Origin of the sequence: Cupriavidus neocaledonicus (assembly GCF_000372525.1) — a bacterium.
GTDB classification, from domain to species: Bacteria; Pseudomonadota; Gammaproteobacteria; order Burkholderiales; family Burkholderiaceae; genus Cupriavidus; species Cupriavidus neocaledonicus.
Window position 1 is genome coordinate 244182 of sequence record NZ_AQUR01000103.1, and the last position, 26234, is coordinate 270415.

At 67.1% G+C, this 26234-nt stretch carries 22 protein-coding genes; 15 read left to right on the forward strand and 7 right to left on the reverse strand.

Going from position 1 to position 26234, the window contains the following annotated elements:
* Positions 1-2 precede the first annotated feature (2 nt).
* From A3AG_RS0122385 to A3AG_RS0122395, 3 genes are all read right to left on the reverse strand, one after another.
* Positions 3-236 carry a hypothetical protein gene (locus A3AG_RS0122385; protein ID WP_018007579.1) on the reverse strand — a complete coding sequence of 78 codons (234 nt, stop codon included), beginning with the start codon at positions 234-236 and terminating at the stop codon, positions 3-5.
* 99 nt (positions 237-335) lie between these two features.
* Positions 336-2402: a LamG-like jellyroll fold domain-containing protein gene (locus A3AG_RS0122390; RefSeq protein ID WP_018007580.1), complete on the reverse strand. Its 2067-nt coding sequence runs from the start codon at positions 2400-2402 to the stop codon at positions 336-338.
* A 177-nt stretch (positions 2403-2579) separates the two neighbouring features.
* The gene (locus A3AG_RS0122395; RefSeq protein ID WP_018007581.1) at positions 2580-3305 is read right to left on the reverse strand and encodes a GntR family transcriptional regulator; all 726 of its coding nucleotides are present in this window, start codon (positions 3303-3305) and stop codon (positions 2580-2582) included.
* Between the two features lie 191 nt (positions 3306-3496).
* On the opposite strand from A3AG_RS0122395, the gene A3AG_RS0122400 reads away from it, so the two are divergent.
* From A3AG_RS0122400 to A3AG_RS0122420, 5 genes are all read left to right on the forward strand, one after another.
* The gene (locus A3AG_RS0122400; RefSeq protein ID WP_018007582.1) at positions 3497-4717 is read left to right on the forward strand and encodes a pyridoxal-phosphate-dependent aminotransferase family protein; all 1221 of its coding nucleotides are present in this window, start codon (positions 3497-3499) and stop codon (positions 4715-4717) included.
* A 113-nt stretch (positions 4718-4830) separates the two neighbouring features.
* Entirely contained in the window at positions 4831-6135 is a 1305-nt protein-coding gene (locus A3AG_RS0122405; protein WP_018007583.1) for an MFS transporter, read from the forward strand.
* A 90-nt stretch (positions 6136-6225) separates the two neighbouring features.
* Positions 6226-7752 (forward strand): amidase family protein, encoded by a 1527-nt coding sequence (locus A3AG_RS0122410; RefSeq protein ID WP_018007584.1) that lies wholly within the window; start codon positions 6226-6228, stop codon positions 7750-7752.
* A 110-nt stretch (positions 7753-7862) separates the two neighbouring features.
* A complete protein-coding gene (locus A3AG_RS0122415) occupies positions 7863-9311 on the forward strand; it encodes an MFS transporter (RefSeq protein WP_018007585.1) in 1449 nt (482 codons plus the stop codon).
* A gap of 77 nt (positions 9312-9388) precedes the next feature.
* Positions 9389-10153 carry a fumarylacetoacetate hydrolase family protein gene (locus tag A3AG_RS0122420; protein ID WP_018007586.1) on the forward strand — a complete coding sequence of 255 codons (765 nt, stop codon included), beginning with the start codon at positions 9389-9391 and terminating at the stop codon, positions 10151-10153.
* 25 nt (positions 10154-10178) lie between these two features.
* Here A3AG_RS0122420 and A3AG_RS33585 read toward each other — a convergent pair whose 3' ends face one another.
* The 3 genes from A3AG_RS33585 to A3AG_RS0122435 are packed head-to-tail and all read right to left on the reverse strand — an operon-like array spanning position 10179 to position 12779.
* Positions 10179-10334 (reverse strand): DUF2474 domain-containing protein, encoded by a 156-nt coding sequence (locus A3AG_RS33585; protein ID WP_018007587.1) that lies wholly within the window; start codon positions 10332-10334, stop codon positions 10179-10181.
* Entirely contained in the window at positions 10334-11341 is a 1008-nt protein-coding gene (cydB, locus tag A3AG_RS0122430) for a cytochrome d ubiquinol oxidase subunit II (RefSeq protein WP_012355904.1), read from the reverse strand. Before cydB ends, A3AG_RS33585 begins: the two co-directional genes overlap by 1 nt.
* A 4-nt stretch (positions 11342-11345) precedes the next feature.
* Positions 11346-12779 (reverse strand): cytochrome ubiquinol oxidase subunit I, encoded by a 1434-nt coding sequence (locus tag A3AG_RS0122435; RefSeq protein ID WP_026164401.1) that lies wholly within the window; start codon positions 12777-12779, stop codon positions 11346-11348.
* Between the two features lie 407 nt (positions 12780-13186).
* Here A3AG_RS0122435 and A3AG_RS0122440 point away from each other — a divergent pair, with 407 nt between their 5' ends.
* On the forward strand, positions 13187-13951 hold the full coding sequence (locus tag A3AG_RS0122440; protein ID WP_018007588.1) for a sulfite exporter TauE/SafE family protein: 765 nt from the start codon (positions 13187-13189) through the stop codon (positions 13949-13951).
* Here the strand turns inward: A3AG_RS0122440 and A3AG_RS0122445 are convergent.
* Positions 13948-14883 (reverse strand): LysR substrate-binding domain-containing protein, encoded by a 936-nt coding sequence (locus A3AG_RS0122445; RefSeq protein WP_026164402.1) that lies wholly within the window; start codon positions 14881-14883, stop codon positions 13948-13950. The two genes, A3AG_RS0122440 and A3AG_RS0122445, sit on opposite strands and share 4 nt — an antisense overlap.
* Before the next feature lie 143 nt (positions 14884-15026).
* Here A3AG_RS0122445 and A3AG_RS0122450 point away from each other — a divergent pair, with 143 nt between their 5' ends.
* From A3AG_RS0122450 to A3AG_RS0122490, 9 genes are all read left to right on the forward strand, one after another.
* Positions 15027-16031 (forward strand): tripartite tricarboxylate transporter substrate binding protein, encoded by a 1005-nt coding sequence (locus A3AG_RS0122450; RefSeq protein ID WP_018007589.1) that lies wholly within the window; start codon positions 15027-15029, stop codon positions 16029-16031.
* A 23-nt stretch (positions 16032-16054) separates the two neighbouring features.
* Positions 16055-17578: a UxaA family hydrolase gene (locus A3AG_RS0122455; RefSeq protein WP_018007590.1), complete on the forward strand. Its 1524-nt coding sequence runs from the start codon at positions 16055-16057 to the stop codon at positions 17576-17578.
* Between the two features lie 33 nt (positions 17579-17611).
* Positions 17612-19084, forward strand: coding sequence for an NAD-dependent succinate-semialdehyde dehydrogenase (locus A3AG_RS0122460; RefSeq protein WP_018007591.1), 1473 nt, complete (start codon positions 17612-17614; stop codon positions 19082-19084).
* 37 nt (positions 19085-19121) lie between these two features.
* Entirely contained in the window at positions 19122-19928 is an 807-nt protein-coding gene (gene hpaI / locus A3AG_RS0122465; RefSeq protein ID WP_018007592.1) for a 4-hydroxy-2-oxoheptanedioate aldolase, read from the forward strand.
* A gap of 25 nt (positions 19929-19953) precedes the next feature.
* Complete coding sequence (locus A3AG_RS0122470; protein WP_018007593.1) at positions 19954-21399, forward strand: FAD-binding oxidoreductase; 1446 nt, start codon at positions 19954-19956, stop codon at positions 21397-21399.
* Between the two features lie 159 nt (positions 21400-21558).
* The gene (locus A3AG_RS0122475; protein ID WP_018007594.1) at positions 21559-22647 is read left to right on the forward strand and encodes an MBL fold metallo-hydrolase; all 1089 of its coding nucleotides are present in this window, start codon (positions 21559-21561) and stop codon (positions 22645-22647) included.
* Positions 22648-23650: 1003 nt separating this feature from the next.
* Positions 23651-24442, forward strand: a complete 792-nt coding sequence (locus tag A3AG_RS0122480; protein ID WP_018007595.1) for an ABC transporter permease — start codon at positions 23651-23653, stop codon at positions 24440-24442.
* Positions 24439-25101, forward strand: coding sequence for an ABC transporter ATP-binding protein (locus tag A3AG_RS0122485; protein WP_018007596.1), 663 nt, complete (start codon positions 24439-24441; stop codon positions 25099-25101). The genes A3AG_RS0122480 and A3AG_RS0122485 overlap by 4 nt, the downstream gene beginning before the upstream one ends.
* On the forward strand, positions 25098-26231 hold the full coding sequence (locus A3AG_RS0122490) for a KpsE/RkpR family capsule polysaccharide export protein (RefSeq protein WP_018007597.1): 1134 nt from the start codon (positions 25098-25100) through the stop codon (positions 26229-26231). Before A3AG_RS0122485 ends, A3AG_RS0122490 begins: the two co-directional genes overlap by 4 nt.
* Positions 26232-26234: the final 3 nt, after the last annotated feature.

The window sequence follows — 26234 nt, forward strand, 5'->3', positions numbered from 1 at the left end:
GTTCAGGGCGCGCAGCGCAGCTGCGGCTTGACCGCCGGGGTCTCGCCTGGCTGGTCGCTGCCGTTCCCCTGTCCGGGATTGCCGCCGGTGCCGGGCGCGCCGGGCGTGGTCGGGGCCGCGGCCGGGACGCCGCTGGTGCCCTCGCCGGAGTCGCCGCCGCAGCCGGCGAGCGCCGCGCTCAGCAGCACGGCGGCCAGCCAGTGCGGCAGGGCCAGGGTGGAAGGTCGAAAGGTCATGGTGTCAATCTCCTGCAGGGGGATCGGGGTGTGGAGAGGGTCAAGGCCGGCCGGCACCCCGTTCCCCCGGGGGAAACGGGGCGCTGCCGATTCGGGGGGTCAGGGATTCAGCGTCGACAGCGGCTGGCGTGCGCCGGTGATGGCCTTCAGCTCGTCGAGGGTCAGCACGCGCGTCCACATCGCCAGGTCGTTCAGGCCCATCACGCCCTTGAGCGCGCCCGGGTTGTTGCCGACGTAGTTGTGGGTGGCATCGTCGTTGACGCCCCAGCCGGTGCCGAGGCCGACCAGCTTGGTCACGTCGGTATTGGCGATCGCCTTGTTCTCGGTCTTCTGCAGGCCCAGCACCGGGTCGACGACGTAGGCGCTGAAGCGCTTCGCCGCCGCGTCCACCGACAGCGCCAGGTAGGCCCACTGGTTGGCCGACACCTTCATGCCATTGATGTCGTCGCGCTTGCCGCTGCCGCTGCCCAGGTTGAAGCGGATCTCGCAGCTCCCGAACAGGGCGATGGCGATGCCGGCATTGCCGCCCGAGATGTAATTCTTGTTCGACAGGATCGGCTCGCCGGTGCCGTTGCCCTGGGTGCAGTCGGTGCGGAACCAGAGGCCGATGGTGAACTGCGGGCTTTGCGCGATATCGGCCGCGTTGTGCTTGAGCTGGTAGCTGTCGATGCGCGAGTCCAGCTGCAGCGACTGCCGGCCGAAGTTGTCGGCGGCGAGCGTGCCGCCGTCAAGACTTGCCGCCCACGGGCCCAGCGTGGCCGCGTTCCTCGCGTCGGCGAACGGCTTGCTGTCCAGGCTGAAATACGACGCCAGGCCAGTGAGCAGCGACGGCATCAGCGTGACGGGTTTGACGTAGTGGATCTGCGCCAGGTACGACACCGGCACGTCGTTGCGCACCAGCGTGTAGTTGAACTGGTACAGGCCAGTGGGCATGTCGAAGGCCTTGTCGGTGAAGGTCCGCACCTCGGGTCCCAGCGCGGCGATCTGCACGCCGTCACGCAGCACGCGCGTGACGCCGTAAGCCGGGCTCGGGTTCTGCCAGGTCAGCGTGATGGCGTCGTTGTACTGGCTGATGCCGGCGCCGATGGCGCGCACGCCGGCGCTGGCGGTGGTCAGCGCGGAGCCGTCGAGGCGCATTGCCGCGGGGTCGGGCGCGACGCCGGCGTGGGCCAGCATGGTCGGCACGATATCGGCCTCGGTCGGCAGCGCGGACAGGTCCGCCGGGGTGTCGGGGGCCGCGGCGCCGGGCCGGGCCAGCGCGCCGTTCAGCGTCTTGTTGGTGGCGAGGAAGGCTGTACGGTTTTCCACCGTCGGCACGGTGGTGGTGGCGCCGGTGGCATCCAGGCCGTGGCTGGTGGTGACCAGCACCAGCCAGTCCTCGCCTGGCTGCGCCTGGCGGCGCGCGGCCACGGCGGCCAGCAGTTCGCCCAGCGCCTGGTCGGTCTCGCCGAGCGCGGTGGCATAGGCGCCGTTGCCGAAGCCGCTGGCTTGCGCGGCCTGCGCCGGGGCGCTGTACTGCGCGAACACCACGCCATAGCCCGACTGCACCTGGCGCACGGCATTCTGGGTGACGCAGCGGTCGACGCCCGCGCAATCTACCAGCGTATCGAGCACGCCGGTTTCCTGGTCGGTCTTGAGCAGCACCGGCAGTACCGGCGCACTGACCACGGCGCCTTGCTGCCCGCCGGATTTGCCGGCTGCGCGCAGGTAGTGGAACACGGTCGGCGCGCGCAGCGCGGTGCTGCCGGTGTCGTCGTCGATGCCGTGGCGGTTGGCCCAGGCGCCGGTCAGCACCGTGGCCCAGCTGGGCGCGTCGAGCGTGGGCTGGGCGGTGATGGTGCCGGGCATGCCGCCGGTGGCGGTCGGCACCAGGTTCAGGCTGGCCAGGTTGGGCAGCTCGCGCCGCAATACCGCGCCTTGCACCTGCGCATACGTGGCGCCGTCGACGCCGACCAGCAGCACGCGCTGGCCACTGGCGCGCTCGGACTCCGGCGCGGGCTTGCTGGGGTTGGTATCGCTGGGCGTGCCGGACGGCGCGCTGTCATCGCCGCCGCAGCCGGCCAGCGTCGCGGCCAGCATGACCATGACGGTGCCGGCCAGCGCACGGGCGCGCGCCGTCCCCGACAAGCAGCCCGCCAGCCAGCCCGGTGCAAGGTTCCCTGCCATCGTTCATTCCCCTGTTCGTCTGCGTTGTTGTGCGCCGGCGGCAATGGCCGCGCGGCGGATTGCGTGTGCCGCAATGCGCTCGCAGAGTAAGAAGCGGGGTTGTCACCGTGGTGACAGCGGAGCAAAGAATGCTGATGGGGCTATTCGGATTCTTGAGGCGGTGCCGGCCGCCGCAAGCTAGTTCTGCGGGGTGGCGCCGGCTTCGGCGCCGGCGCCCGCCTGCATCAACAGCACCGCGTCACGCTTGTCCAGCAGGTGCTGGCGCAGGATCGCGGCCATGCGCTTGCCGTCGCGGGCTTCCAGTGCCGCCAGCATCTCTTCATGGTCGTGGATGGCGCTGTCCCATTTGGGCTTGCGGTAGTTGGAGCGAAAGCGCAGCGCCTGCAGCCGCCGGTTCACCGACAGGTAAGTCTGGCGCAGCGCCGCGTTGCGGGCCGCCAGGTTGATGCGGTCGTGGATCTGGTGGTTCAGGCGGTAATAGCCGGGCAGGTCTTCGTGGGCGCGGCAGGCCAGCATGGCGTAGTGCAGGGCCTTGAGCTCGGCCAGCTCCACCGCGGTGATGCGCTCGCAAGCCAGTTCGCCGGAAAACGCTTCCAGGTTGCTCAACAGCTCGAAGGTATCGCGGATTTCCGTCGCGGACAGCCGCGCCACGCTGGCGCCGCGGTTGGGCGAGATCTCGATCAGTCCTTCCGCTGCCAGCACCTTCAGCGCTTCGCGCAGCGGCGTGCGCGAGATGCCCAGGGTCTCGGACAACTCGCGTTCGTTGAGCTTTCGGCCCGGCTCCAGCGCGCCCTCGATGATCAGCGTGCGCAGGTGGCTGACCACGGTGTCGTGCAGGCGCTGGCGTTCGACCGGGGGCAGTTCGCGCGGCAGATCTGGGTGGGAATTGGCTTGGATTTGCATTCAATTTGTCCGATGGACGATTTGAATGCAATTTTAGCAGGCGCTTAACATGAACGCCAGGTCGCTCGTAAACCCTTATCCAGCCGAGATATCACGGGTAAACGCTACGGAAAAAGGTCGTAACAAGCCCTGTTTTTTTGCCGCTCCTTTGATAGAGTATTTTGCATTCAAAACTCAAACGAAGGAGCTCCATGCTGAACCTCAACTTTCACCCCGCCGGCCGCCATTTCCTGCAGATCCCGGGGCCGAGCCCCGTTCCGGACCGCATCCTGCGCGCCATCAGCTATCCGACCATCGACCATCGCGGCCCGGAATTCGGTGCGCTGGGCCTGAAGGTGCTGGACGGGATCAAGAAGATCTTCAAGACCGAACACCCGGTGGTGATCTATCCGGCCTCGGGCACCGGCGCGTGGGAAGCCGCCTTGTCGAACACGCTGAGTCCCGGCGACACCGTGCTGATGTTCGAGACCGGCCACTTCGCCACGCTGTGGAAGAAGATGGCCGAGAACCTGGGCATCCGCCCTGAGTTCCTCGGCCTGCCGGGCGTCGAAGGCTGGCGCAACGGGGTGCAGGCCGACATGATCGAGGCCCGCCTGCGCGCCGATGCCACGCATGCCATCAAGGCCATATGCGTGGTGCACAACGAAACCTCGACCGGCGTGACCTCCGACATCGCGGCGGTGCGCCGCGCCATCGATGCGGCCGGACACCCGGCGCTGCTGCTGGTCGACACCATCTCCGGGCTGGCCTCCGCCGACTACCGCCATGACGAGTGGGGCGTCGACGTGACCGTGTCGGGCTCGCAGAAGGGCCTGATGCTGCCGCCGGGCATCAGCTTCAACGCGGTGTCGCCCAGGGCGATCGAGGCCTCGCGTTCGGCCCGGCTGCCGCGCAGCTTCTGGGGCTGGAACGAGATCATCGAGATGAACCGGACCGGCTACTGGCCCTACACCCCCAGCACCAACCTGCTGTACGGGCTGTCGGAAGCGCTCGACATGATCCTGGAGGAAGGGCTGGACAACGTCTTTGCCCGCCACCAGCGCCTGGCCGAGGCCTGCCGCCGCGCGGTCAGGGCCTGGGGCCTGGAGATCCAGTGCGCGGATCCCGCGGTGTACAGCCCGGTGCTGACCGGCGTGATGATGCCCGACGGCGTCGATGCGGACGTGGTGCGCCGGCACATCTACGAGCGCTTCAACATGTCGCTGGGCGCCGGGCTGGGCAAGGTCAAGGGCCGCATGTTCCGCATCGGCCATCTGGGCGACTGCAACGACCTCACGCTGATGGCCACGCTGGCGGGCTGCGAGATGGGGCTGAAGATCTCCGGCGTGCCGGTTGCCGCCAGCGGCACCGTTGCCGCCATGGATTACCTCGCCGCGCATACCGTGCCGCTGTCGCTCCAGGCCGCCGCCTGACGCAGCTCTTTCCATCCGTCACCGGGACGGGCGCATGCACGTCCCGGCCGGAAACTGATCGCAACCGATCAGCGCAGCACTGCCGTACCCGACAAAAATACAGAGGAGACGCTGTGGATACGACCCTGCAGGCGGGAACAAGGATCAGGACGTTCGAGGATGCGACCTATCGCAAGGTGAGCTGGAGGCTGGTGCCATTCTTGATGGTGTGCTTCCTGATCGCCTATCTCGATCGTGTCAACGTGGGTTTTGCCAAGCTCCAGATGTCGCAGCAACTGGGCTTCAGCGAAACCGTCTATGGGCTGGGCGCCGGGATTTTCTTTATCGGCTACTTCCTGTTCGAAGTGCCGAGCAACCTGGCATTGCACAAGTTCGGCGCCAAGGTATGGATCGGCCGGATCATGATCACGTGGGGGATACTGTCCGCGGGCTTTGCCTTCGTCGAGACGCCAGCCCAGTTCTACACGCTGCGATTCCTGCTGGGCCTGGCCGAGGCCGGCTTCACGCCCGGCATCGTGTATTACCTGTCGTGCTGGTATCCGTCGCACCGGCGCGCCAAGATCATGGCCATCTACTGCATGGGCTCGCCGCTGTCCGGCATCATCGGCAATCCGCTGTCCGGCTTCCTGATGGGCAGCATGGCCGGGGTCGGGGGCTGGGGCGGCTGGCAATGGATGTTCATCATCGAGGCGGTGCCGGCAGTGCTGCTGGGTTGCTTCTGCTTCTACTACCTCGACAACTCCATCGCCAAGGCCAAGTGGCTGACCAGCGATGAAAAACAGGTGCTCGAACAGGCCAAGGCGGAGGACGTCAAGGCGGCGGACCCGCAGGCGCGCGTCGGCAAGGTGTTCACCGATCCGCGCGTCTGGCTGATCAGCCTGATCTGCTTCTGCTATGTCACGGGCCAGTACGGCATCACGCTGTGGCTGCCGACCTTCATCAAGTCGACTGGCGTTGCCGACCCGCTCCATATCGGCCTGCTGAGCGCGATCCCGTACATGGCCGCCATCGTCGCGATGTATTGCTTCGGCCGTAGCGCCGACAAGCACCGCGAACGGCGCTGGCACCTGATCATCCCTTGCATGATGGGCGCGATCGGCTTCCTGGCGCTGCCATGGGTGATGCACAACACCGCGCTGTCGCTGGTGTTCCTGTCGATCGCCGCCGCCGGCATCCTGACCTGCACGCCGCTGTTCTGGTCCCTGCCGACGGCGTTCCTCAGCGGCGCGGCGGCGGCCACGGCCATCGCCATGAGCAATTCGATCGGCAACCTGGCCGGCTTTACCAGCGGCTACATGATCGGCTACCTGCGCGACGTGACCCAGAGCGGCAACAGCGCGTACTACATGATCGCCGGCATGCTGGTCCTCGGGGCCTTCGCGATCTGGACCATTCCCGCCAGGCTGGTCAACCGATAGCAGCGCAAGGCGGGGCGCGGCTACCTTGCCGCGTCCCAGCCGCACCCCCACCAACCCTTCGCGCGCCCATGCCGGCGCATGGAATCCCTCATGAAAACCTCGTACCAACCGGCGCCGCCCGGCCCGGACCAGCACGCGCCGTTCAGCGTGGTGGAAGCCACCGTTGCCGGCGCGCACGCCGCGATGCGCGACGGCACGCTGACGGCGCGGCAGCTGGCCAGCCGCTGCCTGGACCGCATCGGCGCCTATGACCAGCGCGGCCCCGCGCTGCGCAGCATCCTGCAGGTCCATCCGCAGGCGCTGGCAGAAGCGGATCGCCTCGACGCCATCGCCGCACGCAATCCCTCGCAAGCGCTGGCGCCGCTGCATGGCATGCCGGTGCTGGTCAAGGACAACATCGAATGCGCCGGCATGGCCACCACGGCGGGCGCCGAATGTCTGCAAGGCAACCTGTCCGGCAACGATGCTTTCGTCATCCGAAGGCTGCGCGAGGCTGGCGCGGTGGTGCTGGCCAAGACTAACCTGCATGAGCTTGCATCCGGTGGCGAGACCGTCAGCACGCTGGGCGGGCAGACGCTGAATCCCTATGACCTGGCACGCACGCCGGGCGGCTCCAGCGGCGGCACCGCCGCCGGCATCGCCGCCAGCTTCGGCGTGCTCGGCATCGGCACCGACGGGGTCAATTCGATCCGCTCCCCGGCCTCCGCAAACAGCCTGGTGGGACTGCGCCCGACCATGGGGCTGATCAGCCGTGCCGGGCTGGTCCCGTGCGGACTGACGCAGGACACCATCGGCCCGATCACACGCACCGTTGCCGATACCGCGCTGATGCTCGACGTCATCGCCGGCCATGACCCGGCCGATCCGGTCACCAGCGAAGGTGCCGGCCATATCCCCGCGAGCTATGCCGCAAGCCTGGACCGTGATGGGCTCAAGGGCGCGCGCATCGGCGTGCTGCGCAGTTTCTTCGGCGCCCAGGACGTGCATCGTCCGGTCAACGCCGTGATGCAGCAGGCGCTGGCCGTCATCGCCGCACAGGGCGCCGCGCTGGTCGACATCGACGACGCGATCAGCCCGGACGAATTGCTGGCTTCCACGCTGGTACACCACTACGAGATGGCGCGCGATCTCGACGCCTACCTGTCGCAGTTGGCGCCCGCCGTGCCGGTGCGATCGATGCAGGACATCATCGCCGCGGGCGGCGTGCATCCGAGCGTGGCGGGAACGCTGGCCACCGCGGTCGCGCTGAGCGACCGGCAGGCCGAATACCGCGAGCGCATGCAGCGCCAGCACAACCTGCGCCAGTGGCTGCGGGAGCTGATGGCGCGGCATCGGCTTGATGCGCTGGTGTTTCCGCACCAGCGGCGGCTGGTGGTGCCCGTCGGCGAGACCCAGGCCGAGCGCAACGGCGTGCTTGCGTCGGCCACTGGTTTCCCCGCCATCGTCATCCCGGCCGGGTTTTCCGCGCCGGAGCGCAATGCGCCGCAAGGCGTGCCGGTGGGGCTGGAATTCTTCGGCCTGCCTTTCACGGAGCCCGTGCTGTTGCGCCTGGCGTTCGGGGCCGAGCAGTCCTTGCAGGCCCGCCGGCCGCCGCACTCGACGCCGGCGCTGGAGTAATGGCGCGCCGGAACGAAGTTTTATCGCTGCTCGACCAACGCCCGCCGCTCGCGGCGGCGCCAGGCTCGCGGACACACCGCGGCGACCTCTAGACGAGGAGGAGACAAAAGATGGGCGCAGAAACGGTAGTGCAATCGCCGAATTCCCCCCAGCAGCATGAGCTGGACCGGGCCATGGACGGCATCGGCGTGACCGCCTCGCACAAGAAGATCATCTTCATGATCATGCTGGGCGTGATGTTCGATGTGTTCGAGCAGAACGCCGTCGGCCTGATCGGTCCCATGCTGCGCGAGCAGTGGGGGATTTCGGTGGCGGAAATCGGCTTTCTCAACACGCTGACGTTCAGCGCCGCCGCGCTGGGTCGCATCGGCTCGGGCTATATCGCCGACCGCTACGGCCGGCGCGCGATGCTGAGCGCCAACCTGCTGCTGTTCACGCTGGGCGCGATCATCTGCGCGCTGGCGCCGAACTACTGGGTGCTGGCGGCGGGCCGCTTTATCGTCGGCATCGGCCTGGGCGGCGAGATCTCGATCGCCGTCACCATGCTGGCGGAACTGTGCTCGACCCGCTTCCGCGGCACGGCGGTGGGCCTGGTCAGCGTCGGCAGCGGCGGCCTCGGCAATATGCTGGCGCCGGCGTTCGGCCTGGCGGTATTCGCCATGTTCCCGGGACCGGACAGCTGGCGCTGGCTCTTTGCCTGCCTGGTGCTGCCGGCGTTCTTCGTCATCTTCTACCGGCGCTTTATCCCGGAGACGCCGCGCTTCCTGCTGTCCAAGGGCCGCGTGGACGAGGCCAACCGGGTGCTGTCGGTGCTGGCAGCGGGCCGCCTCGGCAAGCTCGACGGCGAGCCCACGCCTTACATCAAGGCCGCGGTGCAGGACGAAGCGCCGCGCGCCAAGGTGCGGCTCAGCGATATCTTCAAGGGCCGGCTGGGGCGGCGCACCATCGCGCTGGGCATTGCGGTGTCGATGACGTACGGGGCGCAGATCTCGGTGCTGACGCTGATGCCGACCATCCTGATGGCGCAGGGCTATACCATCTCCAAGAGCTTTCTCTTCACCATGGTGATGCAGAGCGGCAGCCTGTTCGGCGCGCTGGCGGCGTCGTACTGCGGTTATCACATCCCGCGCAAGCGGGTGCTGACCGTGGGCGCGGGCCTGGCCTGCGCAGCGGGGCTGTGCTTCGGCTTCCTGACGTATAACGTGGCGCTGGTGCTGCTGTTCGGCGCGGCCTTCACCTTCTGCGTGGTGTTGCTGAATACCTCGATCTGGATCTTCGCGCCGGAACAGTATCCTACCCATGTGCGCGCCTTCGGCACCTCGCTGATCCTGGCGCTTGGCACGCTGGCCGGGGCGCTGACGCCGCTGGTCAGCGGGCGCGTGTTCGAGACCTACGGCGTCGGCGGCATGTTCAGCATGCTGGCGGCCATGTATGGCGTGTTCGCGCTGGCGGTGCAGTTCGCGCCTGAGACCTTCGGCCGCGCCATGGGCGAGAGCGACGACGATGCCGAAGGGCAGCGCGAGGTCCGCGGCGAGGCGGCCAACGCCAGCGCTTCCTGAAGCCCGGCCGCGCCCGCCAGCGTGCGGGCGCGGCTTGCCAGTCAATAATTGTTGAGCCACAAGGAATCATCCAAGTCATGACAACCACCGAGATCGATCGCGTCGCCCAGGCCCTGCTCAGCGCGCGGCGCGAACACCGCTGCGCGGATGCGCAGGCATTTGCCGCGGCGCTCGACAACGCCGGGCAGGCCTACGCGGTGCAAGCCATCGTCGCGCAAGCTATGGGCTGGCAACAGCGGGGCGCCGCGTACTGGAAATCCGGCGGCCCTTCGCGCGAGGCGACATTGACCCATGCGCGGCTGCCGGCGGCCGGGGTCTGGACCAGCCCGGCCAACGCCGGCGGCTGGCCCTTTACATGGCGCGGCATCGAGGCGGAGATCGCGCTGCGGCTGAGGCAGGGCGTGGACGCGGCGCAAGCCGCCAGCCTTGACTATGCCGGTGCTGCGGCGCTGGTCGATGCGATGGCGGTGTCTATCGAGATCGTCGATTCGCGCTGGCAGCAGTACGTGAAGGCACCCGCCTTGCTGAAGCTGGCGGATCTGCAGGCGCACGGCGCGCTGGTACTGGGAGCGTGGCGCGACTATGCCGCGCGCGACTGGGCCAGCCAGCGCTGCGTGGTGCAGATCGGCGCGCAGACCTTCGAGCGCCGCGGCACCCATGCGCTGGGCGACCCCGCCTATGGGCTGCTTGCGTGGCTGCGCCATGCCACGCGCGACGGGGCACGGGTCGAGGCCGGCACGGTGGTCACCACCGGCACGTGGGTCGGCATCCTAGATGCATCCGCGGGCGACCTGGTGACGGTGGCGTTCGACGGCATCGGCGAAGCCTCGGTCCAGCTCTGAGGCCCATGCACCGATGCGCGGGGCATCAGCTGTGGAAGCCCACGCCCCGCATGATCAGCCGCAGCACCCACGCAGCCACGCCCAGCGCCGCCACGCTGGCGGCCCAGATCAGCACCAGCCAGCCGACGCGGCGCAGCCAGGTGCCGGTGCGGGTGCCGCTTTCCGTATGCGGCGCGCCCATCAGTGATAGCCCTCGCCGTGGCGCACCTTGCCGCGGAACACGTAGTAGGCCCACACCGTGTACATCAGGATGAAGGGCACGATGAAGAGCGCGCCCACCAGCGCAAAACCCTGGCTTTGCGGCGGGCCCGCGGCTTCCCAGATCGAGATCCCGGGCGGGATGATATTGGGCCAGACGCTGATCGCCAGCCCGCTGTAGCCCAGGAACACCAGCCCCAGCGCATACAGGAAGGGCGAGATATCAGGCTCGCGGCGCAGCGCCCGCATCAGCATGAACATGCACAGCGCCACCAGGATCGGCACCGGCGAGAACCAGAACAGGTTGGGCAGGCTGAACCAGCGCTCGGCAATCTCGGGATGGGTCAGCGGCGTCCACAGGCTGATCACCGCGATCACCGCCAGCAGCAGCCACGCCAGCGTGCCGGTCAGGCGGATCATGCGCTGCTGCAGGTCGCCCTCGGTCTTCATGATCAGCCAGGTGCTGCCCAGCACAGCGTAGGCCACGATCAGCCCCACGCCGCAGAACAGCGGGAACGGCGCCAGCCAGTCCAGCGGCCCGCCGGCAAAGCGGTGGCCTTCCAGCTTGATGCCGTCGATATAGGCGCCCAGCGCCACGCCCTGGAAGAAGGTGGCGGTGGCCGAGCCGAGGATGAAGGCGGCGTCCCACACCGGGCGTTCGCGGTCATTGGCCTTGAAGCGGAACTCGAACGCCACGCCGCGGAAGATCAGGCCCAGCAGCATCAGCATCAGCGGCAGGTAGAGCGCGCTCAGCACCACCGAATACGCCAGCGGGAATGCCGCCAGCAGTCCGGCGCCACCCAGCACCAGCCACGTCTCGTTGCCGTCCCAGACCGGTGCCACGGTGTTCATCATCACGTCGCGGTCATGCCGGTCGGGCACGAACGGGTACAGCATGCCGATGCCCAGGTCGAAGCCGTCCATCACCACGTACATCATCACGCCGAAGAAAATGATGACGATCCAGAGAAGCGAGAGATCGATGCCCATGGTGTCAGCTCCGGGTGCGTGCGGTTGGGGTGGGGGCGAGCACTTCATCGTCGTCCACGGCCGACAGGGGCCGCGCCGGCGTATGCTCGCGGCCCGGGCCGCCATGCGGCTTGGGCTCTTCCAGCAGCGGGCCCTTGCGCACCAGCCGCATCATGTAGGCGATGCCGACGCCGAACACGAAGCAATACGCAACCACGAAGATCGCCAGCGTCGTCGCCAGTTCCGGCACGCCGTGCGGCGACACCGCGTCGGCGGTGCGCTGCAGCCCGTACACCACCCACGGCTGACGGCCGATCTCGGTGGTGTACCAGCCGGCCAGGATGGCGATCACGCCGGCCGGTCCCATCCACAGCGCCATATGCAGGAACGGGCGGACGCGATAGATACGGTCCCGGCGCCGCAATACCAGGCTCCACACGCCCAGCAGGATCATCAGCAGCCCCAGTCCCACCATCACCCGGAACGACCAGAACAGGATCGTCGCATTGGGCCGGTCCTCCGGCGGAAACTCCTTCAGGCCCTGGATCTGCCCGTCCCAGCTGTGGGTCAGGATCAGGCTGCCCAGGTGCGGCACTTCGACCGCGAAGCGGGTTTCTTCACGCTCCATGTCGGGCCAGCCGAACAGCAGCAGCGGCAGGGCCTCGTTGCCCTTGTTTTCCCAATGCCCTTCCAGCGCGGCAATCTTGGCGGGCTGGTGCTTGAGCGTATTGAGGCCGTGGAAGTCGCCGATTACCGCCTGGATCGGCGCCACGATCAGCAGCATCCACATCGCCATCGACAGCATCTTGCGGATGGCGGGATTGTCGCGCCCGCGCAGCAGGTGCCAGGCCGCGGACGCGCCGACAAACAGCGCCGTGGCAAGGAAGGCTGCCACGCTCATATGCACCAGGCGGTACGGGAACGACGGATTGAAGATGACGGCGAACCAGTCGGTGGGCACCACGCGGCCGTCGAGGATCTCGAAGCCCGCCGGCGTCTGCATCCAGCTGTTCGAGGCCAGGATCCACGTCGCCGAGATCAGCGTGCCCAGCGCCACCATCACCGTGGAGAAGAAATGCAGCCCCGGGCCGACCCGGTTCCAGCCGAACAGCATCACGCCGAGGAAGCCCGCTTCCAGGAAGAAGGCGGTCAGCACCTCATAAGTCAGCAGCGGCCCGGTGATGCTGCCCGCAAACTCGGAGAAGAAGCTCCAGTTGGTGCCGAACTGGTAGGCCATCACCAGGCCGGAAACCACCCCCATGCCGAAGTTGACGGCGAAGATCTTGGACCAGAAGTGGTAGAGGTCGCGGTACAGCGGCCGCTGCGTGCGCAGCCAGCAGCCTTCCAGCACCGCCAGGTAGGCGGCCAGGCCGATGGTGATGGCGGGAAAGACGATGTGGAAGGAAATGGTGAAGCCAAACTGGATGCGGGCGAGGTCGAGCGCGGTCAAACCAAACATGTGTGTTCTCCGTGGCGCTGGCCTGGCGCATGCCTTGGACGGGTGCGGACTGCCTTGAAGAGTCCTTGGCAGTTCGACACGTGGGCAGGAGCGCGCCGGGGGCGCGGGGGCGTAGGCGCGTGCGGTAAGCGTAGTGTACGCCGCGCGGGCCGCAAAGGGCAGCGTCATGCCCGGGTGCAACCGGGCGACATATCGCCGCACCTCCGGGCGCGCGCGACCGTCATTCCACCGCGCAGGCCAGTGCCAATGAGCACGATCGTAGCGAAGCATCGCGTCGCGGAACAGAATCAAGTCTGCGCAAAAACACCGTATCAGATTGCGGCGTCGCAGCAGCGCTGAAGGCTGACAAGGAGGGCGGGGAAGTGCATAGTTATGCGCCCTGTCTCGTCAGCGTCCTGCGCCCCCTCGTGTCCTTCGATTCCACCTTGCTGATCGTCATTGCCGGCGCCGCCGTGGCCGGCTTCGTCCAGGGGCTGTCCGGATTCGCCTTCGGCATGGTGGCGATGTCGTTCTGGGCCTGGGCGATCGAACCGCGGCTGGCCGCGGCGATGACGGTGTTCGGCGCGCTCACCGGCCAGTTGCTGGCGGCCGCGTCGGTGCGTCGCGGCCTGTCGTGGCGGCGCTTGTGGCCATTCGTCGCCGGCGGCGTGGCCGGCATCCCGCTGGGCGTAGCGGTGCTGCCGCTGCTCGACGCGCAGTGGTTCAAGGCGGTGCTGGGCGCCTTCCTGACGCTGTGGTGCCCGGTGATGCTGATGGCGCGCCGGCTGCCGCATATCGGCGTGGGCGGGCGCGTGGCCGATGGCGTGGCCGGCGCCGCCGGCGGTGTGATGGGCGGCATCGGCGGCTTTACCGGCGTGATTCCCACGCTGTGGTGCACGCTGCGCGGCTTCGACAAGGACGAGCAGCGGGCCGTGATCCAGAACTTCAACCTCGCCACGCTGGCCATGACCATGGCCGCCTATGTCGGCAAGGGCATCGTCACGCGCGAGATGCTGCCGATGTTCCTGGTGGTGGCGCCGGCGATGCTGGTGCCCACGCTGCTGGGCACGCGGCTTTACCTGGGCATCAGCGAGGCCACCTTCCGCAAGATCGTGCTGTCGCTGCTGACGGTGTCCGGGGTGGCGTTGCTGGTGACTTCGGTGCCGGTGCTGGTGGCGCGCGGCGCGGTTTAGGGCTGCGCCGCGGCCGCCTGCCGCAGGCACGTCACCAGCTGGTCGGTGCCGATCGACGGCGCGCGTTCGCGCAGCGTGATGATGCCCACCGGTGGCAGGTCGACCGGCACCTCCATCTTCAGTACCTGCAGCCGGCCTTCCTGCTGCATCGCCATGGCAACCGATGCGGCCATGAAGGCGGCGGCCCCGCGCTGGTCGATGAAGGTGGCCTGGGCCAGGTACGAGGAGGTCTCGATCACGTCCTGCGGCGGATGCAGGCCGTGGCGGAAGAAGGCTTGCTCGATCTTTACCCGCAGCGAGGCCCACGGCGGCGGCAGCACGCACGGCATCGCGGCGAGGTCGGCCCAGCCGGGCCGGGCCTTGCGCGCCAGCTTGTGGCCGCGCCGCACCACGACCACCATCGGCTCGTCATAAAGCGCTTCGGTCAGCAGGTCCGGCGCGGCATAGCCGGGCTCCAGCCGGCCCACGATCAGGTCGAGCTCGCGCAGGCGCAGCTTGGGCAGCAGGTGGGTCAGGTCGCCTTCCTCGACCAGCACGGTGGCGTGCGCGTGGCGCTGCTTGAGCGTGCCCACGGCCTGCGCCAGCAGCACCGGCAGGGCCGCACCCATCGAGCCCACGCGGATGCGCCCGGAAGCGCCGCTCTGCACCGCCGCGATCTCGTCGCGGGTCTGTTCGTATTGCGCCAGCACCGAGCGCGCAAAGCGCACCAGCGACTCGCCCGCGGGAGTGGGCTCGGTGCCGCGGGTAGAGCGCGTGAACAGCGTCAGCCCCAGCATCTTCTCGACCTCGGTCAGCACCTTGGACACCGCCGGCTGGCTGACCGACAAGAACTCCGCGGTGCGCCCGAGATGGCGGAACTCGTCGAGCGCCACCAGCAGTTGCAGGTGGCGCAGCTTGATATTGGAGCGCAGCGCGCGGTCGATCTGTACCATGCCCGCAGTCTAGCTAACCATAAGGTTATGAAGCAATGCCAATTAGCGATTGGATTGTTATGGCCCGCGCCGACAGAATGCGGGCATGACGAGGCTGGCAGCGCCGGCCGCGCCGATAATCAAAACATCGGAGACACCCGCAAATGACTCAAGCATTCTCCATCGATGCCAAGCGCCGTCGCCTGCTCATCGGAGCCGCCGCGGGTGCCGCCGGCGTGCTGTTGCCGGCCACACGCGCGTTGGCCGACCAGTACCCCGAGCGTCCCATCACCTTTATCTGCCCGTGGCCCGTTGGCGGCACCGCCGACCAGTCGATGCGCGCGCTGTGCCAGGTAGCCGGCGGCATCCTCAAGCAGTCGATCGTGGTGGAGAACCGCGCCGGCGCGTCCGGCATGATCGGCACCAAGGCGCTGGCGCGCGCCAATCCCGACGGCTACACCATCGGCCAGATCCCGATCTCGGTGACGCGCTTCGCCCAACTGGGCATGCTGCAGCTGGACCCGCGCACCGAGCTGACCTACCTGGCGCGCACCTCGGGACAGACCTTCGGCATCGCGGTGCCGGCCAACTCGCGCTACAAGACGCTGCAGGATGTGGTGGCCGCCGCCAAGGCCAGTCCGGGCAAGGTCACCTATGCGCACGCCGGCATCGGCGGCGCCACCCATGTCGGCATGGAACAGTTCGCGCTGGCCGCGGGCATCCAGTTCAATGCCATCGCCTACAAGGGCGGCGCCGCAGCGCTGCAGGACGTGCTGGCCGGGCAGGTGGAACTGCTGGCCGATTCCAGCTCATGGGCGCCGCACGTCGAAGCCGGCAAGCTGCGCCTGCTGGCAACGTGGGGCGAACAGCGCGCGACCCGCTTCAAGGACACGCCCACGCTCAAGGAGCTGGGCTACAACGTGGTGGTGGAAGCGCCCAACGGCATCGGTGCGCCCAAGGGCCTGCCGCCCGCCGTGGAAAAGAAGCTGCGCGATGCCTTCCGCGCCGCGGTTGCCAGCAACGAGTTCAGGCAGGTCGCGGCGCGGCTGGACGCGCCCGTGATGTACCTGGACGGACCCGACTACAAGAAGTACGTCGCCAGCGTCTATGAACAGGAAACCCAGCTGATCCAGCGCCTCAAGCTGAAAGAACTGCTGCAGCAAAGCTGATGGCCCGACAAGCCCAAGACCCAGTGAACGCCAATCCCGTCATCCGGCTGCACCCCAACGACAACGTGCTGGTCGCGCGCAGCGACCTCGGCCTGGGCCAGCAGCTGGCCGATCCCGCCATGCGTGTGCGCGCGCAGGTGCCGGCCGGCCACAAGATCGCGGCCTGCGCCATCGCGGCCGGCACGCCGGTGCGCAAGTTCGACACCGTCATCGGCGTGGCCGCGCGCGATATCGCGCCGGGCGACCACGTGCATGCGCATAACCTGACGCTGGTCGATTTCTATCGCGATCCGGCCTTCTGCCAGGACGTGCGTCCGGTGGACTATGTGCCGGAGGCGCAGCGCGCCAGCTTCAACGGCTTTGTGCGCGCGGATGGGCGCGTGGGCACGCGCAACTTCATCGGCATCCTGTCGTCGGTCAATTGCTCGTCCACCGTGATCCGCCAGATTGCGGCGCATTTCACGCCGCGGCGGCTGGCCGAGTATCCGAATGTCGATGGCGTGGTCGCCTTTGCGCAGACCAGCGGCTGCGGCATGTCGTCGCCCAGCGAGCATTTCGACGTGCTGCGCCGCACGCTGGCCGGCTATGCGCGCCATCCCAACCTCGCAGGCGTGCTGATCGTGGGGCTGGGCTGCGAGCGCAACCAGGTCGCGTCGCTGGTGGAGTCGCAAGGCCTGGAGCCGGGGCCCGCGATGCACACGCTGGTGATGCAGGATACCGGCGGCACGCGCGCCACCATCGCGGCGGGAATCCGCGCGATCGAATCGATGCTGCCGGCGGCCAACGCCGCGGTGCGCCAGCCGGTGCCGGCCAGCCATCTAAAGATCGGCTTGGAGTGCGGTGGCTCCGACGGTTTTTCCGGGATCAGCGCCAACCCGGCGCTGGGCGCGGCGATGGATATCCTGGTGCGCCATGGCGGCACCGCAATCCTGTCCGAGACCCCGGAGATCCATGGCGTGGAGTTCATGCTGACCCGCCGCGCGGTCACGCCGGAAGTGGGGCAGAAGTTGCTGGACCGCCTCGCCTGGTGGGAGCGGTACACCGCCGGCCACAACGCGCAGTTCAACGGCGTGGTCGGCCACGGCAACCAGCAAGGCGGCCTCGCCAATATCTTCGAGAAATCGCTGGGCTCGGCCATGAAGGGCGGCACCACGCCACTGCAGGCGGTGTACGAGTACGCCGAGCCGATCGACCAGGCCGGCTTTGTGTTCATGGACTCGCCTGGTTATGACCCGGTGGCCGTGACCGGCCAGATCGCCAGCGGTGCCAACCTGATCTGCTTTACCACCGGGCGTGGCTCGATGTTCGGCTCCAAGCCGGCGCCGACGATCAAGCTGGCCTCGAATTCCGCGATGTACCACCGGCTCGAAGAAGACATGGACATCAACTGCGGCCTGGTGCTCGACGGCGAGCTGAGCGTGCCGCAGATGGGCCAGCGGATCTTCGACCATATCCTGCGCGCGGCTTCGGGCGAACCGACCAAGAGCGAATTGCTCGGCCTCGGCGACAACGAGTTCGTGCCGTGGCACCTCGGCATCGTCAGCTGAGCGCGCTCCACCCATCTCTTCTCACAGACATCGATGCTGAAGCTATCCGAGCCCGCGCTGCTGCGCAGCCAGAACCTGATTGACGGCCTGTGGCGCGATGCCGGCCTGGGTGCGCGCTTTGCCGTGACCGATCCGGCCACCGCCGAGGCCTTCGCCAACGTTGCTGACAGCGATGCCGGCGACGCCAGCCTTGCCGTCGACGCCGCGGCCGCGGCTTTCCCGGCCTGGAGCCGCCGCCCCGCGCGCGAACGCGCCCAATTGCTCAAGCGCTGGCTTGCGTTGATCCTTGACCACCAGGAAGACCTGGCGCGCATCATCTCGACAGAACAGGGCAAGCCGCTGAAGGAAGCGCGCGGCGAGGTGCAGTACGGCGCGTCGTACGTGGAGTGGTTTGCCGAGGAAGCCACGCGCATCTGCGGCGACATCGTCGCCGAAGCCGTGCCTGGACGCAAACTGCTGGTGCTGAAGGAACCAGTGGGCGTAGTCGCGGCAATTACGCCGTGGAACTTCCCGCTGGCGATGATCGCCCGCAAGATCGCGCCCGCGCTGGCCGCCGGCTGCACGGTGGTGGCCAAGCCCGCCGAAGACACGCCCCTGACCGCGCTGGCGCTGGCGTGGCTGGCGCAGCAGGCCGGCATGCCAGCGGGCGTCGTCAACATCGTCACGGCATCGCGCGAGCACACGCCCGGCGTGGTCGATGCCTGGCTTGCCGACAGCCGCGTGCGCAAGGTCACGTTCACCGGCTCCACGCCGGTCGGCAAGCACCTGGCGCGCGAATCCGCGGCGACGCTGAAGAAACTGTCGCTGGAACTGGGCGGCAACGCGCCGTTCATCGTCTTCGACGACGCCGACCTCGATGCAGCGGTCGATGGCCTGATGGCATCCAAGTTCCGCAACGGCGGGCAGACCTGCGTGTGCCCGAACCGAGTCTATGTGCATGAGACCGTGCACGACGCCTTCGTCGAGCGCCTGGCGCAGCGCGTCGGCGCGCTCCATGTCGGCCCGGCCACCGAGGACGCCGCACAGATCGGCCCGATGATCAATGCGCGCGCCGTCGACAAGATTGCGCGCCATGTCGAGGACGCGGTCGCCAGGGGTGCGCGCGTATTGACCGGCGGCAAGCGCGTGCGCGCCGCCGACGGTCCGCACTACTACGCGCCAACGGTGCTGGTCGATGCCACGCCGGCGATGGAACTGTCGTGCGAAGAGACCTTCGGCCCGGTCGCGCCGATCTTCCGCTTCCGCGACGAAGCCGAGGTGATCCGCGACGCCAACGACACCCCGTTTGGCCTGGCCGCGTATTTCTACTCCAGCGACATCCGCCGCATCTGGCGCGTGGCGCAGGCGCTGGAGACCGGCATGGTCGGCATCAACGAAGGCGCGATCGCGGCCGAGGCAGCGCCGTTCGGCGGCGTCAAGGAATCCGGATACGGGCGCGAGGGCTCGCGCCACGGGCTGGACGACTACATGCATACCAAGTACCTTTGCCAGGGCCAGCTAGCCTGAAGCGCCCGGCGCTTCCTCTTCGCATCAGGAAATCCCCATGCCCGCAAACAATCCCTTCAAGACCGCACTGGCCGCGCGCGAGGCGCAGATCGGCCTGTGGCTGTCGATGGCGACGCCGTACCTGGCCGAAGTCTCGGCCACCGCCGGCTTCGACTGGCTGCTGATCGACGGCGAGCACGCGCCCAACGACCTGCGCTCGACGCTGCACGCGCTGCAGGCCGTGGCGCCGTATCCGGTCCAGCCCGTGGTGCGCGCCGTGGCCGGCGAAGTGCCGCTGATCAAGCAACTGCTCGATATCGGCGCGCGCAGCCTGCTGGTGCCGATGGTGGATACCGCCGAGCAGGCGCGCGCGCTGGTCAGCGCCACGCGCTACCCGCCGCATGGCATCCGCGGCGTGGGCAGCGCCATTGCGCGCGCATCGCAGTGGAGCGCGCGCACCGATTACCTCGACGTGGCCGACGACGAAATCTGCCTGCTGGTGCAGGCCGAAACCGTCACCGCGCTGCGGAACCTGGAAGCGATCTGCGCGGTGGACGGCGTCGACGGCGTCTTCATCGGCCCGGCCGACCTGGCCGCCTCGATGGGCTACCGCGGCCGCCCCGGCCATCCCGACGTGCAGGCCGCCATCGAAGGCGCCATGCGCACCATCATCGCCAGCGGCAAGGCCGCCGGCACGCTGACGTCGGATCCCGCGCTCGCGCGCCGCTACCTCGACCTCGGCTGCACCTTCGTCGCCACGGGCGTGGACGTGATGCTGTATGCCAATGCCGCACGCAAGCTTGCCGCTTCGTTCCGTGAGCCGCAGGCAGACGCCACGGCCGGCAAGCCTTCCGCCGCATACTGACCAGACTTATCTTCGCCTCAGTCCCATGACCGTCGAGCTACCGACCCCAGACACCACCTTGCGCGCGATGCAGGCCATTGTCGGCGCCCACGCCTGCCGCAGCGGCGACACCGACACGCAGGCCTACGTCACCGACTACCGCGGCATCTATCGCGGCCAGGCGCAGGTGGTGGTGTTGCCATCGTCGACGGAAGAAGTCAGCCGCGTGCTGCAGTGGTGCCATGCGCAGCGCGTGCCGGTGGTGCCGCAGGGCGGCAATACCTCGCTGATGGGCGGCGCCGTGCCGGATGACAGCGGCACTGCCGTGGTCGTCAACCTGAGCCGCATGAACCGCGTGCTGGCACTGGACCAGGTCAACGACACCATGACCGTGCAGGCCGGCGTCACGCTGAGCGCCGCCCGCAGCGCCGCCGAGGCGGAGCAGCGGCTGTTTCCGCTTCGCATCGGCTCGGAAGGCTCGTGCCAGATCGGCGGCAACCTGTCGACCAATGCCGGCGGCACCGCGGTGCTGCGCTACGGCAATATGCGCGACCTGGTGCTGGGCCTCGAGGTGGTACTGCCCGATGGCCGCATCTATTCGTCGCTGCGCGGCCTGCGCAAGGACAACACCGGCTACGACCTGAAGCAGCTGTTCGTCGGTGCGGAAGGCACGCTCGGCATCATTACCGGTGCCGTGCTCAAGCTGATGCCCCAGCCGCGCAGCAGTGCCGTGGCCTTCGTCGCGGTGCCGGACCCCGCCGCTGCCATGACCTTGCTCGGTGAGGCTAAGCGCCTGTCCGGCCAGGCCGTGACGGCGTTCGAACTGGTCTCCCGGCCGGCGCTGGACCTGGTGCTGGAATACCTCGGCAACGTCGCCTCGCCGTTGCAGGACCGGCACGACTGGATGGTCCTGGTCGAGCTGACCTCCGGCACCGATGCCGAAAGCCTCAACGCCACGCTGATGGAGATCCTCGAATCGGGCTTCAGCCAGGGCCTGGTGCTGGATGCCGCGGTGGCCGCCAGCCTCTCCGACGCGCAGACCTTCTGGCGCATCCGCGAAGAGATTTCCGACGCGCAGACCCGCACCGGTGGCAGCATCAAGTGCGATGTCTCGGTGCCGCTGTCGCGCATCGCGGCGTTTGTGGAAGAAGCATCGGCCAGGGTGCTGGAACTGGTGCCCGATGCCCGCATGGTGATCTACGGCCATATGGGCGACGGCAACGTCCACTTCAACCCGCTGCGCCCCAAGGACCAGCCCGCGCGGGACTTCCTGGCGCAATGGTATGAACCGGTCTCCGCGCTGGTTGACGGCATGGCCCACGCGGAAAACGGCTCGATCTCCGCCGAGCATGGCATCGGCGTGGCCAAGCGCGACGATCTGACGCGCTACAAGTCTCAGGTGGAGCTGGAACTGATGTGGCAAGTGAAGCAGGCGCTGGATCCGCTCAACCTGCTCAATCCCGGCAAGGTGCTGCCGCCAGCGGCACGATAGCGCGCCGCATCGCAAGCGGCGGAACGAGCAGGGCAGGGCGCGCGTGGCAGGAAACGCGCATCTGGGCTAAGGTGTCAGCTATCCAAACGCAACCGGGCCGGGGCATCGCTGCCCGCATCCACGGCGCACAGCATGGCCGGCCCACCGGCCCAGACACCGATGACCGCCCAATCCCCCGACATCGCGCTCGCAGCTGCCCCCATCTCCCTCGAAAAGCCCGAACTCGACTACCCCTGCGGGGACGCCCCCGAACCCGGCCGCGCCCGCGAAGTCGCCCCCGGCGTACTGTGGCTGCGCATGCCGATGCCGCTCGGGCTGAACCATATCAACCTGTGGGCCATCCGCGACGGCAATGGCTGGGCTGCCGTCGATGCCGGCCTGCAGACCCCGGAGACCGCGCAGGCCTGGCGCGCGCTGTTTGCCGGGGGCGGCGCGCTGGACGGCGGGCTGACCCGCCTGTTCGTCACCCATATGCATCCCGACCACATCGGCATGGCGGGCTGGCTGACCGGCAAGTTCGACTGCCAGCTATGGATGACGCGGCTGGAATACCTGACGTGCCGCGTGCTCGCCGCAGACACCGGGCGCGCCGCACCTGACGATGCCATCGCGTTCTATCGCAAGGCCGGCTGGGATGACGAGGCGATCGAGGTGTACCGCACCCGCTTCGGCGGCTTCGGCAAATACGTGCATGCCTTGCCCGAAAGCTTCCGCCGGCTGTCCGACGGCGATACCGTGCGCATCGGCGCGCACGACTGGCAAGTCATCGTCGGCACCGGCCACTCGCCCGAACATGCCTGCCTGTACTGCCCGGCGCTGAAGCTGCTGGTATCGGGCGACCAGGTACTGCCGCGCATCTCGTCCAACGTATCCGTGTTCCCTACCGAACCCGACGCCGACCCGATGGCCGACTGGCTGGCCTCGCTCGACAAGGTCCGCGCCGCCGTGCCGGACGACGTGCTGGTGCTGCCGGCGCACAACGAACCGTTCCGCGGTCTGCATGCACGGATCGACTATCTGCGCGCCAGCCAGATGCAGGCGCTGGACCGGCTGCGCGGCGCGCTGGCCGAACCCAGGCGGGCGGTGGATGTGTTTGGGGAATTGTTCTCGCGGCCGATTACGGGGAGTGGTGGGCTGCTGGGGATGGCGACGGGGGAGAGCGTTGCGCATTTGAACTACCTGCTGGCGCGGGGGGAGGCGGTGCGGGAGGTTGGGGAAGGGCAGTGCTACTGGTACCGCATGGTCTGAACAGCGCGGTCGTTCTGGCCCCGCAATTGACATACATGACCACTTGTTTGGCCAAGCGTTGGCAGTCCGCAACGCGTCGCCGATCGCCGAGGTAGACACCGACCTGCCATCACAACCTGATTGCCTCTGTGTCGCGGGCCGAGATCTCGATGTAAATCCCATTGTAATTGGATTGGTTTCTTTGGCCGTGAACAATCGCGATCGAGGTGGCAACTATTGCAGACGGGATGCTGCGCCTGGCGCGACCAACGGTGTTGCTGCCGTTGTTTGCTGTGTATGCCTTGCCGCTCTCCTGGAACTTCCCTCGTATATTGCAGTAGAAACGATATATATACCTAGTTTCTATAGAAATAAAACAGCGCCAGGAAATTTCCAGATATTTGACGGCGATTAGTTCGGGCGTAAGCCTTTTGGCTTAACGATTATCTTCTTCGGCAATCAATGTATTTTGTAAATGACATTAAAAAAGGTGATTTTGAAAGGTGGTTGATTAAACGCAAATCATTGCGTTGGCCGATTAAGAAGTCTTTATCTACGTTTGGTTACATTGTTGCTGGAACCCTTCTGCCAAGCCGGTTTGTGGGTGCGGAATACTGCTCGTAGCAGCTAGCTTCAGGTTGACCGAAAGCCACAAAAACGCCTTTTGAGTGACGTCATCCCCCTACTGGGGGAGAAATTGAATTTTGTTACCGGATGTTGCGCGCTGCGTCCCGGACGCTTACTATTGCGGCCTGCAAAAAGTAAGCGGCCACAGAAAAGTGGTCAGGGTCAGCAAAAAACAGAAGCGAATAATGAGCGCAGCAGTTCGGGAAAGCGTTGAATGCGCGGCAGCAGGGAGCTTGGTGGCAGGCCTGTACGAGCACCGGGCCAGCTACAGGGCGACGGAAGTCCCTGACGCGGGCATGGCGGGGGCGGTCCAAGGTGGCTGTCGGTGCCAATCGGGTGCCGTGGGCGGCCGGGCCCGCTTTTGCGTACAGATCGCAGAAAGTCGCAATCGCCTGCAATGAGCCGGACCTCAGTCCGGTCGGACGTCTCCATCGCAGTTTCCGTATGGCGCGCGCTGTTCCTGCGCGAGGCCAGCGCTCGCCTTGCGGGGGCGCGCGCGGCCTGGATCTGGATCCTGATCGAGCCGGCCGCCCACATTATTTTCCTGATGGTGGTGTTCGGGGTCATCCGGCATCAGGTCCGGCAAGACGCAAACATTGAAATGTTTGTCTTCGTTGGCGTCTGGGGCTTCTTCCTCGTACGGAACATTGCTCAACGTGGAATGGAAGCCATCAACGCTAACCAAGCCCTGTTCGCGTACCGCCAGGTCCAACCGGTTGACACGGTGCTGGTACGCGCCACGGTCGAGGCCTTCCTGTATGTCATCGTCGGCGCCGTACTGCTCGCCGCCCTTGCGCTACTCGGCATTGACGTGCGGCCTGCCGATCCGCTGCTCGTCCTATGGGCGGCGTTCCTACTGTGGGCGTTCGGTTTGGGCCTGGGCCTGATGTTCTCAGTCATCGAGACGCTTCTGCCGGGGCTGGGTAAAGTCATCCGCATTGTCTTCACGCCGCTCTACTTTCTTTCTGCGGTCATGTATTCGGTATCGAGTCTGCCGCGCAGTATGCGCGAGGTGGTGCTGGTCAACCCGATCACACACGGCCTCGAAGCCATGCGCAGCGGCTGGTTTGCCGCCTACCACGGCGAAGCGCATATCAGCCTGGGCTATCTGGCTTTCTGCGCGCTGGCCACGGTGTTCCTTGGCCTGGCCATGCATATGCGGTACGCAACCCGGCTGACCGCGCAATGATCGAGATCACCGATGTCCACAAGCGCTACCGCACCATCCACGGCTCGAAGTGGGTGCTGCAGGGCGTGACGCTCCGGATTCCGCAGAAGAGCCGGGTGGCGCTGATCGGCGCGAATGGCGCGGGCAAGTCGACCCTGCTGCGGCTGGTGGGCGGAATCGACCAGCCCAACCGCGGCAGCATCGTCCGCAACTGCCGGGTGTCGTGGCCGCTGGGCCTGAGCGGCGGATTCCAGGGCTCGCTGAGCGGGCGCCAGAACACCAAGTTTGTCTGCCGCATTCATGGCATCCACGGCGCGCTGGCCGAGAAGCTCGAGTTTGTACGCGAGTTCTCGGAGCTGCACGACGCCTTCGACGATCCGGTCAAGACCTATTCGTCGGGCATGCGCTCGCGGCTGGCATTCGCCATGTCGCTCGCCTTCGATTTCGATACTTACCTGGTGGATGAACTGACGGCCGTCGGCGACGCAGCGTTCAAGCGCAAGTCGCAGAAAGCCTTCGAAGACCTCGCCGGCCGTGCAGGGCTGGTAATGGTCTCGCACAGCGAATCCACCCTCAAAAATTTCTGCCAGTCGGCAGTCTGGCTGCATCAGGGCCAGGCGCACTGGTTCGATTCCGTTGAAGAGGCCCTGCACGCGTACAGGGACAGCATTCCAGCATGATGAAGACGATTACGTCGGGCGCCACGGGGCAGATCGGGCGCCTGACACGAGTAAACGCCCTGAACCGGATCTGGCAAGTGGCCGTGGCCGCGTGCCTGCTTGCCGTTGTGTACTGGAGCGTGATCGCGTCCGACCTGTATGTGTCCGAAGCGCGCGTGGTGGTGGAGCGCAGCGACGGTGTGGGTGCAAGCGCGGCGGATTTCACGTCGTTGCTGGTCGGAAATACGGCCCCTCAGGACTTGCTGCTGCTGCGCGAGTACCTGCTGTCGGCCGACATGCTCAAAAAGCTCGACGCGAAGCTGGGGCTGCGCAAGCACTACGCCGACAGCGGCCGGGATCCGCTGTCGCGCTTGTGGTTCGAGGATGCTTCGCTGGAGCGTTTCCATGACTACTACCTGAAACGCGTCAGCGTCGAATACGACGACTTCGCGCGCGTGCTCGTGATCCGGGTGCAGGGCTACACCTCGGAGATGGCGCACGCCATCGCGCAGGAGCTGGTCGCCGACGGCGAACGCTTCATGAACGAAATGACCCATCGCATCGCCAGCGAACAGGTGGTCTATATCGAGAAACAGGTACACGACCAGGGCGAACGGCTGAAGGCCGCCCGCCAGGCGCTGGTGGCCTACCAGAACGCCAACGGCCTGGTGTCGCCGCGCGGCGAGGTGGAAAGCCTGTCCACCGTCGTCGCCAACGCAGAGGCCACGCTGGCCGAACTGCACGTCAAGCGCAATTCGCTCAAGGATGTCTTCACACCGCAGTCGCCGGCGATCCAGCAGATCGACGCGCAGATCGCCGCAGTCGAGCGCCAGATGGCGGAGCAGCGCGGGCGCATGGTCTCGACCAAGGGGCGCGGGCTGAACCGGGTGGTGGAAGAACACGACCGCCTGCAGGCTGCCGCCGAGTTTGCCTTCGACATCTACAAGACCGCGATCGGCGCGCTGGAGAAGGCGCGCATCGAGGCCACGCGAAAACTCAAGAACGTAGCGGTCGTGCAAAGCCCGACCCGGCCGGAGTATCCGCTCCAGCCCCGGCGAATCTACAACATCGTGGTGTTCGTCCTGATGACGCTGATGCTGGCAGGCGTCGTGCAACTGCTCAGCGCCATCATCCGCGACCACCGAGACTGATCC